12 protein-coding genes are annotated in these 12,828 nt (G+C 65.1%); 7 read left to right on the top strand and 5 right to left on the bottom strand.

The window, feature by feature from the left end:
* The first annotated feature begins 219 nt into the window (after positions 1 to 219).
* The 7 genes from SAC06_RS00465 to pknB are packed head-to-tail and all read left to right on the top strand — an operon-like array spanning position 220 to position 9,022.
* Positions 220 to 927 carry a DUF3662 and FHA domain-containing protein gene (locus SAC06_RS00465; protein WP_350258264.1) on the top strand — a complete coding sequence of 236 codons (708 nt, stop codon included), beginning with the start codon at positions 220 to 222 and terminating at the stop codon, positions 925 to 927.
* Positions 924 to 1,409 carry an FHA domain-containing protein gene (locus SAC06_RS00470; RefSeq protein ID WP_350258265.1) on the top strand — a complete coding sequence of 162 codons (486 nt, stop codon included), beginning with the start codon at positions 924 to 926 and terminating at the stop codon, positions 1,407 to 1,409. The genes SAC06_RS00465 and SAC06_RS00470 overlap by 4 nt, the downstream gene beginning before the upstream one ends.
* Complete coding sequence (locus tag SAC06_RS00475; protein ID WP_350258266.1) at positions 1,410 to 2,747, top strand: PP2C family protein-serine/threonine phosphatase; 1,338 nt, start codon at positions 1,410 to 1,412, stop codon at positions 2,745 to 2,747.
* Entirely contained in the window at positions 2,747 to 4,282 is a 1,536-nt protein-coding gene (locus tag SAC06_RS00480) for an FtsW/RodA/SpoVE family cell cycle protein (protein ID WP_350258267.1), read from the top strand. The genes SAC06_RS00475 and SAC06_RS00480 overlap by 1 nt, the downstream gene beginning before the upstream one ends.
* Entirely contained in the window at positions 4,279 to 5,733 is a 1,455-nt protein-coding gene (locus tag SAC06_RS00485) for a peptidoglycan D,D-transpeptidase FtsI family protein (protein ID WP_350258268.1), read from the top strand. The genes SAC06_RS00480 and SAC06_RS00485 overlap by 4 nt, the downstream gene beginning before the upstream one ends.
* Entirely contained in the window at positions 5,730 to 7,214 is a 1,485-nt protein-coding gene (locus SAC06_RS00490) for a serine/threonine-protein kinase (RefSeq protein ID WP_350258269.1), read from the top strand. The genes SAC06_RS00485 and SAC06_RS00490 overlap by 4 nt, the downstream gene beginning before the upstream one ends.
* Complete coding sequence (gene pknB, locus SAC06_RS00495; RefSeq protein WP_350258270.1) at positions 7,187 to 9,022, top strand: Stk1 family PASTA domain-containing Ser/Thr kinase; 1,836 nt, start codon at positions 7,187 to 7,189, stop codon at positions 9,020 to 9,022. Before SAC06_RS00490 ends, pknB begins: the two co-directional genes overlap by 28 nt.
* 84 nt (positions 9,023 to 9,106) lie before the next feature.
* Here the strand turns inward: pknB and SAC06_RS00500 are convergent, their stop codons facing one another.
* From SAC06_RS00500 to SAC06_RS00520, 5 genes are all read right to left on the bottom strand, one after another.
* Entirely contained in the window at positions 9,107 to 9,754 is a 648-nt protein-coding gene (locus SAC06_RS00500) for a DUF47 domain-containing protein (protein ID WP_350258271.1), read from the bottom strand.
* Between the two features lie 11 nt (positions 9,755 to 9,765).
* The gene (locus SAC06_RS00505) at positions 9,766 to 10,722 is read right to left on the bottom strand and encodes an inorganic phosphate transporter (RefSeq protein ID WP_350258272.1); all 957 of its coding nucleotides are present in this window, start codon (positions 10,720 to 10,722) and stop codon (positions 9,766 to 9,768) included.
* Between the two features lie 289 nt (positions 10,723 to 11,011).
* Positions 11,012 to 11,224 (bottom strand): hypothetical protein, encoded by a 213-nt coding sequence (locus SAC06_RS00510; protein WP_350258273.1) that lies wholly within the window; start codon positions 11,222 to 11,224, stop codon positions 11,012 to 11,014.
* Between the two features lie 27 nt (positions 11,225 to 11,251).
* On the bottom strand, positions 11,252 to 11,998 hold the full coding sequence (locus SAC06_RS00515) for a class E sortase (protein WP_350259196.1): 747 nt from the start codon (positions 11,996 to 11,998) through the stop codon (positions 11,252 to 11,254).
* A 14-nt stretch (positions 11,999 to 12,012) separates the two neighbouring features.
* Positions 12,013 to 12,732 (bottom strand): DUF881 domain-containing protein, encoded by a 720-nt coding sequence (locus SAC06_RS00520; protein WP_350258274.1) that lies wholly within the window; start codon positions 12,730 to 12,732, stop codon positions 12,013 to 12,015.
* Between the last annotated feature and the right edge of the window lie 96 nt (positions 12,733 to 12,828).

Raw genomic sequence — 12,828 nt, forward strand, 5'->3', positions numbered from 1 at the left:
CAAACTGAGCGGAGCTTCGAGACAGTAGTCTTGGTCACGATGAGGTTGCAGTGATTTAGTTAGGCCCGGTTTTCCCGTTTACGATGGCAAACGGGTGCTAACGACCGCCTGTGCGGTAGCCTTATTTCTAACTACGAGCTTCAGAGGTGTGAGTACCGACACGACAGTATTTTGGCACGGCGTCGCGACGGTCACGGGCAGGGAAAAAGGGAGGAAACGATGAGCTTCTTTGATCGTTTCGAAAACGCAGTAGAGAAGGGCGTCAACAGCGTCTTCTCGCGGGTCTTCAAGTCCGGACTGAAGCCGGTTGACGTCTCGTCTGCCCTGCAGCGCGCCGCTGATGACGGGCTGCTGGATGTGGCTGAGGGCCAGGGTATTACCGCGAATGAGTACCTGGTCAAAGTTTCCCCCTCCGACTTCACAACATTGGGTGAAGACGGTTTAGGCGCACTTTCGGCCGAGCTGGCCGAAGACCTCACCAACTACGTTTCCAAGCAGGGATACGCCCTGCTGGGTCCAATCTCCGTTTCTTTCGAAGGGTCCGACCAGGAGTTCACCGGAAACCTGGAGGTGGTGGCGCAGCGGCGGCGAGGCCCGGCTGCTCCCGCCGCGGGGGCGGTGGCCTCACCGGATCACCCGATCATCGACATTGATGGCGAAAAGTGGCTCCTGACCGAGCCGGTAACAGTGATCGGACGTGGATCAGAGGCCGACATCCAGGTGAACGACTCGGGGGTTTCCCGCAAACACGTGGAGTTTCGGATCACCGAGTCCGGGGTGATCCTAACGGACCTCGGCTCCACCAACGGCACCTTCGTCGAGGGGCACCGGGTGGATGCAGCCACCCTGGTCGACGGCAACCAGATTGTGATCGGCCGGACCCCCATTTACTTTTGGACTCACCCTGAAGATGTGAGCGCTCAATGAACTCAGAGTTGGCCTTCACCATCTTTCGACTTGGATTCCTGGTTCTTCTCTGGCTGCTGGTCCTAGGAATGGTGGCCGTGCTGCGCAAGGACATCTACGGCACGGTGGTGACCGCTCGCGGTGCCGGCCGGTCCCAGGCGCAGGCGGGCCGACGTGGCCGGTTAAAGACCGAGAAGGTTGGAGGCTTGGCCCAGCCGCACAACCTGCTGATCACCGGGGGACCGTTGACCGGAACCAAGATCCCCCTCAGCGGGGCCACTATTTCGATCGGTCGGGCCCCCTCCTCCACCCTGGTGTTGGAAGACCCCTACACTTCGAGTCGGCACGCCAGCATTGAAGAGAACAACGGGGACTGGATTATCTCTGATCTGGGTTCAACCAACGGGACGTTTGTCGACGACGAACGCCTGGTGGGCCCGCGCCGACTCCTGGTGGGGGAGACCGTGCGCATCGGCCAGACCACCTTCCAGTTGGTGAAGTAGATGGATGTACAGTTTGAGTTCACCGCTCGCTCCGACGTGGGGCTGCTAAGGGAGAACAACCAGGACTCCGGGTATGCCGGCCAGCACCTGCTGGTCCTGGCCGACGGGATGGGCGGACCGGCCGGAGGGGACATCGCCTCGTCGGTGGCGGTCGCGGCGCTGGCTCCCCTCGATGAGGACGCGGTCCCGTTTGAACAGATGCTGACCCTGCTGAGACAGGGCCTGCAGAGCGCACACGACGAGCTGATCGAGCGCTCGCGGGTGGAACCACAGCTGCGCGGCCTCGGCACCACCTGCATTGCGCTCCTTCGGTCCGGCAACAAGCTGGCGATGGCTCACATCGGTGACTCAAGGGCCTACCTTCTGCGCGGGGAGAGCCTGACCCAGGTGACCACGGATCACTCCTTCGTGCAGTATTTGGTGGATTCGGGCCAGATCAGCCCCGAAGAGGCGGAGAACCACCCGAAGCGGTCAGTGATCCTGCGGGTGCTGGGCGACTCCCCCGGGGTGGTTTCGGCCGACGAAACAATGCGAGAAGCGATCGTGGGCGACCGCTGGCTCCTCTGTTCGGACGGACTGTCGGGGGTGGTTTCGGCCGAGACCATCGCCGAGGTCCTGCGCCGGGTCCCCGACCTGGACGCCTGCGCCGACACCCTGATTGAGTTGGCGCTGCTTGGGGGCGCCCCCGACAACGTCACCGTGGTCCTGGCCGACGTGGTTCCCTCGTCGGTGGAAGTCTCCGACACCCCGATCGTGGTGGGGGCTGCCGCGGTAGAGCGGTCCAACCCGTCGCGGCGGATCCCGGGGGCTGCTGGACGGGCCGCCGCGCTGATCAGCGAAACAGAAGAACCAACTCCAATTGCTGGTGGGACCGAGGAGGGCCCCCACACCCCGAAAAAAAGACACTGGTGGACGGCCGCTGCCGCCCTGATCGTGGTGGCGCTGATCGCCGGGGGGCTCTGGTGGGGTTGGCAGTGGACCCGCACGCAGTATTTTGCGCTCGGGGACAACGGCAGAGTGGTGGTCTTCCAGGGCATTCCCCAGAAGATCGGCAGTCTGGAGCTGGCGACCCCGGTCGAGGTGACCAGCATCCGGCTGGAGGATTTGCCGACCATCGATCAACAGCGGCTGGAGGACCCGGTGACCAGGTCCTCGCGCGAGGACATCGACCAGTACCTGGCTGAACTTCGACTGCGTCAGAAGGCGGCCGAGCCGACCACCGGCACCGGTCAATCCCAGTCGGGCGACGACTCGAAACCGACCCCCAGCCCGACCCCAACTCCCAGCCCCAGCTCGTCCCCCAAGGCGGCGGCCCCGAATGAGGGGGGTGGTGCCTAGTGGCGACCGTTCAGGTCTCCCCCGCTCGGCCCCGCCGGGCAGTAGAAATGGTACTGATGCTGTTGGCCCTGTGCGTTGGGGTCGGCGGCTACGTGCTGACGTCGCTCAACCGGACCGGCGAGTTCCCCCCAAACCTAGGTTTGCACGTGGGCCTGCTGGTGACACTCGCCGTGATGGCAGAGATTGGCGTCTACTTCCTGGCACCCTACGCTGACCCGGTCATCCTGCCGGCCGCGACCGCCCTCACCGGGCTGGGGCTGGCCATGATCTACCGGCTCGACCTGTCCTACGCCGCCCTGGGCGAAGCCACGGTTGGTACCCGACAGCTCCTATTTGCCGGGGTGGCCCTTGCGGTGGCGGCCCTGATTCTAGTGGTGGTGCGCGACCACCGGGTGCTGCGCCGCTACACCTATACTTTCGGGCTGATTTCGATTCTGCTGCTGCTGATGCCGCTGATCCCGGGCCTCGGGGTGGAACACTACGGCGCCCGCATCTGGGTCCGGATTTTTGGGTTTCAGTTCCAGCCGGCCGAGTTCGTCAAAGTCACCCTGGCCATATTCTTTGCCGGCTACCTGGTGACTAACCGGGACAAGCTGTCGCTGGGCGGACCGAAAATCCTGGGCTTGCGCCTCCCGCGGCTACGGGACCTGGGACCGATCCTGGTGGTGTGGGCAATCGGGATTGGGATCCTGGTTTTCCAACGTGACCTGGGCACCTCGCTGCTGTTCTTCGGCCTGTTCGTCACCATGCTGTACGTGGCCACCAACCGGGTGTCCTGGCTGGTGCTGGGGGCCCTGCTGTTCATCCCGGCCGCCATCATCATCGTCAAGGCGATGCCGCACATCCAGAACCGATTCGACGTCTGGCTGAACGCCTTCGACCCGGCCATCTACTCGCAAACAGGTGGGTCCTACCAGGTGGTGCAGGGCATTTTCGGCCTGGCCAACGGGGGTCTGCTCGGCACCGGGTGGGGCCGCGGCTATCCGCAGCTGGTGCCATTTGCCCAGTCCGACTTCATCCTGGCCTCCCTGGGGGAAGAACTGGGGATTGTCGGGATGTTCGCCATCTTGCTGCTGTACCTGATCCTGATTCAGCGCGGCCTTCGGGCAGCCCTGGGAACCCGGGACGGTTTCGGGAAGCTGCTGGCGACGGGCCTGTCCTTCTCCTTCGCCCTCCAGGTGTTCGTGGTCCTCGGTGGGATCACCCGGGTAATTCCGCTGACCGGTCTGACCGCCCCCTTCTTGGCGCAGGGCGGATCCTCCCTAATTGCCTCCTGGATGATCGTGGCGCTGCTGCTCCGGATCTCCAATGCGGCCCGGCGCCCGGCCCCCACCCCCACCCCGTGGAAGTACGACTCCGTGCCAACCACGACTGGTGAACTGCCGGCTGTGGAGGCTGAGCGGCCTCGTTCCCGCTGGTTAGCGCGGGCGAGCCGGCGCGCAGGCGGCCCGACCACCGCCCCCATCTCGGGGCCCGCCACCCCCGCTCGCCCCGTCTCACCGGACGATCAGCCGACGATCGGGGACATCCGATGAACGCCCAAGTTCGCCGCATCTTTGCCGTGGCCCTGCTGATGTTCCTGGTGTTGGCGCTGTCCCTGACCCTGATCCAGGTGGTGAACGCTCCCTCGCTGAAAGCCGACGGGCGCAACTCCCGCCAGATTCTGCAGGCGGCCGAGCGGGAACGCGGAGCCATTATTGTCGAGGGCAACCCGATCGCCTACTCTGAACGCCTGGACGACGGGACGGAACGGTTCCGGCGCGTCTACCCGGCGGGCGGCACCTACGCGGCCGTGACCGGATTTTTCTCTGCGGTCAACCTGTACGCCACCGGGATGGAGGCGGCCGCCAACGAAGTGCTGGAGGGGGAAACCTCCGAGCTGTTCATGCAGCGCCTGCGGAACCTGTTTGCCGGCCGACCCCGTCAGGGCGGCGGAGTGGAACTGACCCTGTCGGCCGCCCTGCAGCAGGCCGCGGCGGATGCACTTGGGGACCGGGCAGGCGCCGTCGTGGTGGAAGACGTGAAGACCGGGAAGATCCTGGCGCTCTACTCCTCCCCCACTTTTGACCCAAACCCGCTGGCCTCACTGGATACCGCGGTCGCGCTGGAAGCCGACCAGAACCTCCAGGACGATCCCTCCCGACCGATGAACAACCGGGCCATCGCCTCGGACCGCTACGCGCCCGGGTCGGTGTTCAAGATTCTGACGGCGACCGCCATGCTGGAGTCCGGGCTGACCCCGGACACGGTGGTGGATTCGCCGCCGACCATGACCCTGCCCGGAACCGAAACCCAGCTGAGCAACATTGAGGGCTCCTACTGCGGGTCGGGACAGGTGAGCCTGCGCGAAGCCTTTGCCCGCTCCTGCAACACCACCTTTGCGCTGGCGGTGGCGAACCTGCCCGCCGGCAAACTCCAGCAGGTGACCAAGGACTACGGTTTTGGGGCCGAGCTGGAGATTCCTCTCGAAGTCACCCCCTCCTATTTCCCCGATGAGCTGAACGCCGCCCAACTCGCCACCAGCGCCATCGGCCAGTTCGAGGTGGCGGTCACGCCCCTCCAAATGGCGATGGTGACCCAGGCGGTGGCTAACGGCGGCCAGATGATGCAGCCCTACCTGGTGAACCGGACCCTGGATGCGGACAACCGGGAGCGTTCCGTCACCGAACCTGAAGTACTGGCGACCCCAATTAGCGCCGAGGTGGCCGCCCAGCTGACCGACATGATGAAGGCCGTGGTCAGCGAACCATACGGCACCGGGGCCTCCATGGCCCTGGACGGGGTGTCGGTGGCCGCCAAGACGGGTACCGCCGAGGTGGGCGACGGCTCGTACACGAATGCCTGGTCGGTCGCGTTCGCCCCGGCCGACAACCCGCAGCTAGCGGTGTCGGTGATTGTTGAGGGTGACGAGAACAATCCCACCCCGCACGGCGGGGATGTGGCCGGTCCCATTGTCCGGAAACTATTGGAGGTGGGGCTGCAATGAGCGCGGCAGAGAACCGGACCGGTCGGCGCCTGGGTGGACGCTACATGCTGCTGACCCTGATTGCCCGCGGCGGGATGGGCGAAGTGTGGAAAGCGCGCGACACCCTGACCGGCGCGCTGGTGGCGGCCAAAGTGCTCCGCCCGGAACTGACCGGGGAGGAAGTCTCCCTCTCGCGCCTGCGGCTGGAAGCGAAGAACGCCATGCGCGCGAAGCACCCGAACATTGCCGCGGTGCTCGACTCGGGCGAAGAGGACTCGCAGGGTTGGATCATCATGGAGTTGGTCGAGGGCCAACCGCTGAACGAGTTCATGGGTGACGGGCTGAAACTGAGCCCGGCCGAACTGATCCCGGTCCTGCTGCAAACCGCCTACGCCCTCGATGCGGCTGCCCGTGCTGACGTGGTGCATCGCGACATCAAACCCGCCAACATCCTGGTGAAGGCCGACGGCCGGGTCAAGCTGACCGACTTCGGCGTCTCCCTGGCGCAGGGACAGGCGAACCTGACCGCAGCGGGAATGGTGATGGGAACCGCCCAGTACCTGCCGCCCGAACAGGCCCTGGGGAAGGTAGCCACCCCGGCCGGGGATCTGTACGCCCTGGGGGTGATCGCGTTTGAAGCCCTCGCGGGGGCGCGCCCCTACACCGGGGATTCGCAGGTGGACATCGCCTTCGCCCACGTGAACGAGGACATTCCCCCGCTGCCCGCTGACGTTCCCGTGCCGCTGGCGGACCTGGTCACCCGGTTGCTGTCGAAGGACCCCGACGACCGACCGAACACCGGCGCGGCGCTGGCTCGCGAGCTGACCCGGGTGGCCGAGGAGATTGGGGTGGGCACCGCCCCGGTTCCGCTGCGGGTTCAGCAGTTGCCCGCGGACACGCCGCTTCCGACCGCGCCCCAGGGTCAGCCCCTTCCGGCAGCAGCCCAAGTGCCCGAACCGGCAGGGCCGTCGGACCGATGGTTGGACTTCGATTTGGACCCGGATGGGAGCCCGGCCGCGGAAGCCGAGCCCACGGTTGCTCCCAAGGTGGAGCTGAGCGGGCCGGTGGCCCAGGCCGAGGCGGCCCTGGCGAGCCCGGCCCCCTCCGCCTCGTCCCCGTCCGCCTCGTCCCCCTCATCCAATCCCCCGGTCCCGCCCGTGCACCACGTTCGCAAACAGTGGTTGCCGGTCAGCCCGGATGCGGTCCCGGCCGCCTCACAGAGGCCGAGGCGGCCGGTGGCACCCTCCCGTGCCGCCGCCGAGGGGGCCAGAGCATCGCGCTCCCCCGCCCCCACCCGGTCGGAGCGCCCCGCCGCGGACCGGACCGAGACCGGCTGGGGCCTGTGGGTTATTGTCGGTCTGACCGTACTGACCGTAATTTTGATAGTCGTCGCAATGTTTAGAGATCATGAGGTCACCGGGTCGGAGGACACTCCGGCCGCCGCGGTCACCCAGCAAATGCAGGAGGTTCACACGTGGCTAACTCCCCTTCCCGGCGTCTAGGAGGCCGCTACGAAGTCCGCTCGCTGATCGGACGCGGCGGCATGGCTCAGGTTCACCTGGGCTTCGACACGCGCCTGTCGCGCGTGGTGGCGATCAAGATGCTGCGCATCGACCTGGCCCGCGACACCATTTTCCAGACTCGGTTCCGGCGCGAGGCACAGGCGGCCGCCTCGCTCAACCACCCGAATATCGTCGCCGTGTACGACACCGGGGAAGAGGACGTGATTGGGGCCGACGGCAAGCCGGTCTCCGTTCCCTACATCGTGATGGAGTACGTCGAAGGGCACACCGTCAAGGATCTGCTGTCTGACGGCACCCCGGTTCCCCTGAACGAGGCGGTGGAGATCACCATGGGGGTGCTGGCCGCACTGGAGTACTCCCACGCCTCCGGTCTGGTTCACCGCGATATCAAGCCGGGCAACATCATGTTGACCAACGACGGCTCGGTCAAGGTGATGGACTTCGGGATTGCCCGGGCGATGACCGACTCGCAGGCCACCATGACGCAGACCAATGCGGTGGTGGGCACCGCCCAGTACCTCTCGCCCGAGCAGGCGCGGGGCGAGCGGGTCGACGAGCGCTCGGACATCTACTCGGCCGGCGTGGTGCTGTTCGAGCTGCTGACCGGTCGTCCCCCCTTCACCGGGGACTCTGCGGTGGCGGTGGCCTACCAGCACGTTTCCGAGATCCCGCCCCTGCCCTCATCCATCGCCGGCGACGTGCCCGAATCGTTGGATCGGGTGGTGCTGAAGGCGATGGCGAAGAATCCTGCCGACCGCTACCAGACCACCACCCTGATGCGGGTCGATCTGGAGCGAGCCGGCAAGGGCCTGAGCGTCAGCGCCCCTCAAACTTCCTCGTGGACCGCGGTTACCACGCCGATGAGTGCTGCTCCGGCGGCCACCGCCGTCTACAGCGGTCCGCTGCGGTCCAACGGGACGCCGGCGGCGGGCAACCTGGCCCTGCAGAACACCACCACGAACGGGGAGGCGATCCAAGATAAGCCCAAGCGTGGGCGCGGGGTCCTGATTGGGTTCCTGGTGGTGCTGGCGTTGGCGCTAGTGGGCGGCGTCGCCTACTTCCTGCTGCGTGAACCCCCGGTCGACGAGGTGGAGCAGGTGGCGGTGCCGGCGCTGGTGAACAAGTCTGCCAGCGTGGCCCAAACTGAGCTTGAAGCCCTGGGTCTGAAAATGACCGTCGGGGAGCGGGTGAAGGATCCAGAGGTCGAGAAGGACCACGTGGTCAGTTCGAATCCGCCAGAAGGTCAGCTGGTCGACGTGGGTACCACGGTGACTGTCACCGTGTCCGACGGTCCCGGATCAGCCACCGTTCCCGACATGACCGGCTGGACGCAGGCGCAGGCCAAAGCGGAGTTGGAGCGACTGGGATTCAAGGTGGGAACTGTAACCACCAAGGACCAGGCCAACGCTGAGAAGGACACCCTGGTCAGCACCGATCCGCCGATGGGCTCCACCCAGCCGGTGGGCGCCACCATCAACCTGGTCATGGCGAGCGGCAATGTTGAGGTGCCCCAGGGGATGGAAGGCGCGGACGCCGACTCGGTGGCCGACCAGCTGCACAGCCTGGGCTTGAACACCTCGCAAAAGACGGCCTACTCGGACCTGTATCCGGAGGGGACCGTGGTGTCCCTGACGCCGAGCGGTTTGGTGCCGGTTGGATCCACCATTACCATCACCGTGTCGCTGGGCCCGGAGCCGATTCCGGACCCGACCCCCACCCCGACGCCGACCCCCACCCCGACCGAGACTCCGAAGAATCCGGATGACGGCGAGGGAGGGCAGGGTTAGGTCAGCCAACCAAAATGGGAGGCCACCCCGAACTGGGGTGACCTCCCATTTGGTTACCGGACAGTGTTGGTTCCGGCGGTGGGCTTACAGGTACCGCTTGACCATTCCGTCGATCAGGAAGTCGATGGCGTCAATTAGGCGGGAGCCGATCGAGTCGACCCGGCGCAGGATCTCGCGGCGCTTCAGGGTTTCCAGCGACAGTTCCTCGCTGAAGATCTCAGCCAGGCCGTTTTGGTATTTCCGGCGCAACTGCCGGGCCTGGTACCGTGCCCGCAGGTACCCTTCCCGCTGCTTGGCGCTATCCAACTGGTTGACCGCCGCCTGCAGGCTGCGCAGTGATTGCAGAGCCGGGTCCAGGATGTTCTTTGACCACTTCCCCGTTCGCACCTCCCACTTCGCCATCTCGCGAACCAGGTCGCGGAGGTGATCGACCACGTCGTCGATGGCCCGTGATGCCCGAACCAGGTCCTCCCGTTCGAGGGGAACCGTCAGGGCCCGGTTTAGCAGGGCGAGCAGATGCTCCTGGGCGTCGTCCCCCTCGTGCTCAATGCTGCGCATGGGTTTGCGGGACTCCTGGGCGTCGGCCTCGCGCGAGCAGACCATGTTGGCCAGTTCGGTGGCCTCAATCGCAACTTCCAGCTGGTGGTTGAGCACCCCCACAATGGTGGGCTTCCGGTTCCTACGGCCGAGTCGAAGGGGGCCGGGCCGGCGAACTCTTCCGGTTGGGGTCATGGTTTTTCCTCTCACGAACTAAGAGTCGAGACTAGTTTTTCAGCTCCGAAGGCCAGCAGGCCAGCTGCGGGCAGAGTCCAGATCCAGGCCACCCCGATCCGGGCGATCCCATCCCAGCGGACAGCGCGAGTCGAGCGGACCAGGCCGGTGCCCAGGAGGGCCCCGGTAATTGACTGGGTCATGGAGAGCGGGGTGCCGACCGCGGAGCCGGCCAGGACCGTGACCCCCGTGGCCAACTCGGCCTGTAACAGTTTCAGCGGGTCCAGGGCGGTGATCCCGTGTCGCAGGAACCGGCTGGCGGAGGGCAACCCCGCGATCGCCCCGGCAATGAACAGGGTGGAAGCGGCAAACATGATGGGCACGTTCAAGGCCACGGTCCCGACCGGGGCCGCCAGGATCAGCGCCACCGCAAACAGCACTTTCTGGCCGTCGTTAGCCGCGTAGGCGAGCGCCAACAGGGTCAGGGCAGTTGCCCGAAAGGACTTCAACCACCGGTTGGCGCTGAAGGGGCGCGGCGGGTGAAAAGGCAGCAGGGAGATCAACGCCGCGATCAGGGCCGCCACGAAGGGAGCCAGCAGGCCCAGGCCCACGGTTCGTCCCAGCAGGGCGCCGTCAAGGGGAACCGAGCGGGCCAGCGCGTCGCCGCTGAGAGCGCCCACCAGGGCCAGGGTGATCGAGGTGGGAATGCCGATTCGGCCCGAACCCCAGACGGTCAGCAGGGTGGAGAGCAGGACGCAGCAGGCACTGGCAAGGGCCATCGATTCGAGTCCGGCCATCTGGCGGAGGGAGTCGGCCACCTTCCACACTCCCAGCAGGGGCACGAGGGGCAGGAACAGCCAGAGCAGCAGGAGGGGGTAGTACAGCCGGACGCCGGTGGTCTGGGTGGCGATTGCCACCAGGGCCGCCCCGTCGTTTCTGCCGTTCACAAAGACGAATGCCAGCGCGCTGATCAGCAGTAGGTAGAACAATGCTCCCCCCTCTCAGGATCGTGGCGGCTCGGGCCCGGCTCGGCTTGGCTGGCGCGGTCGGGTTCAGGCCGGGTGAAGTGTAGCTGGGACCTCAACCAGTCCCGACGACGGGAAAGAAAGAGGGTGGGCCAGCTTGCTTGGACCGGGGATGACGCTGACCGGGAGCCAACAGGGTAGGTACAACATACCGCAAAAGGGTGGCCTGACCGCCTGGTTCCATCGGGGCCACCGAGGGCTGAGGAGCACACCCTAGCCGGGGTGAGTAAAACCCTGCCCCGACCCAGTCAGGTTAGGACGGAAAGTTGGGATCGACCGCCAGGGGTGCCTGCCAGACAGCGGGAGCACTGCTTTGGTGCACGGTCATGTCGCCGTCGAAGCGCTCGTTGATCACCGGATAGAAGTACTGGAACAGAAAGTAGAAGATTACGACCACCAGGGCCAGAAGCACCAGGGCTTTGAGCCAGCGGGGTCCGGGGGCCTTTTGTAGCAGCCAGGTGATCATGAAAGCTTCCTCCGGGTCTTGCTTGGGTTAGCGCGTCGGTTCATCTGCCAGCACCTGCGGAATACCGTCTGCCTTGGAGGTCCAGTACTTCAACTCGCTGTAAACAATGAAGCGTTCGGAGTTGCCGAACTCGGGGTGGCAGGTAGTCATGGTCATTAGTCGCTGGGTGGGGATCTCACCGGGATTGTTTGGGACCGGAGCGATCACCTGCCACTGGCTTGGATCAACGATTTCGTTCCCCGTCATCTCGTACACCAGGTAGGCGTCCGCTGTTTCCACTACCAGTGGGTCCCCGGGCTCAAGAATGTCGACCCGGCGGAAGTTATTGCCGTAGGTTCGACGGTGTCCGGCGACGGCGAAGTTGCCGATCTCGCCGGGAAGTTGGGTGTCCGGATAGTGCCCGGCATGACCTAGGTCCAGGACGTCGGTGCCGATGCCCTGTGTGATCGGGATTTGCATCCAGTTCCACTTGGGCACGTGCAGCACCCCGAAGGTTTCGCCGTAGCCAGGCTGGGCCACCGCTGGCGGCGGGTCTGTCCGTTCCGGAGCGATAGTCGTGGTGTCCTGAACGGGGTGCTCAGCCTGGAAGGTCGAGATACTTTCGTTTACTCCGCCGGATACCTGGACGCTGGTCCACCACAGCTGCCAAACGACATAGCCGCCAACGAGGAGCCCAAGGATAATCAGGAGTTCCCCGATGGAAACCATGATGAACTGGCCGGCCGTCATCTTCTGTGACCGGGTTCGGGTTTGGCGGGGAGCCTGATGAGTCATCACTGTCAAGAGTTCTAGTCCTCAATTACCTGGGCTGTTTTGAAGCTAAGGCCTTCCGTCAGAGCTGGAAGGTGCAGAGTTTCGGCGTTGTCCAGCCTCCATCCTAACCCGTAGGCCCGAACGTACTGCTGATAGATCTGGATCTGTGGATCATTGTTGACGGCGTTGACGAGGCGGTCGGGACTGCCGATGGCCTCGATTTTGTACGGGGGAGAAAACATGGTGGAGCCAACCAGGATCACATTGCCGATACAGCGCACAGGGGTGCGCGGGGTGATGCGGACGCCCTGCACGGCCATGGCCTCGGCCCCACCTTTCCACAGGGCATTCATCACCGCGTTCACGTCCTCCTGGTGGACCACCAAATCGTTGGGGGAGATGCTGCCATCCACCGACACATCCGGCGCGGCATCGTCCAATGTGACCTGAACTCCGGGACCCTGGACCGCCTCGGCCAGGAAAGGCCGGTTCCGTTCAATTAGGTTGTAGTCGTCCGAGGCGGCCAGCAGTGCGTCAATCTGCTGCTGAATCTCCTGGTTGGCCGACTCCGCCTCGCCAATTGAGGCCTGACGCTCGGCGACCAGGTGGGGCAGGTTCAAGTCCAAGGTGGTGGGCTGGGCCCGTGAGAGCTTGGCTGACCACCCGAACAGGATGCCGGTAACCACGCAGATGAGCAGCACGACGATCTGGGCGGCCAGGGTCGAGGTGCGACCCGGACGACTGCCTCGCCTCATCACCCCTCCTGCGCTAGTTCTGCCCGGCCATCTCTTTGGTGCTAAGCCGGTTGTTACGGCTAAGATAGACGCGGTAGTCGCGCCGATTTAGCCTTG

The organism is Scrofimicrobium sp. R131, assembly GCF_040256745.1.
In the GTDB taxonomy this organism is placed as follows: domain Bacteria; phylum Actinomycetota; class Actinomycetes; order Actinomycetales; family Actinomycetaceae; genus Scrofimicrobium; species Scrofimicrobium appendicitidis.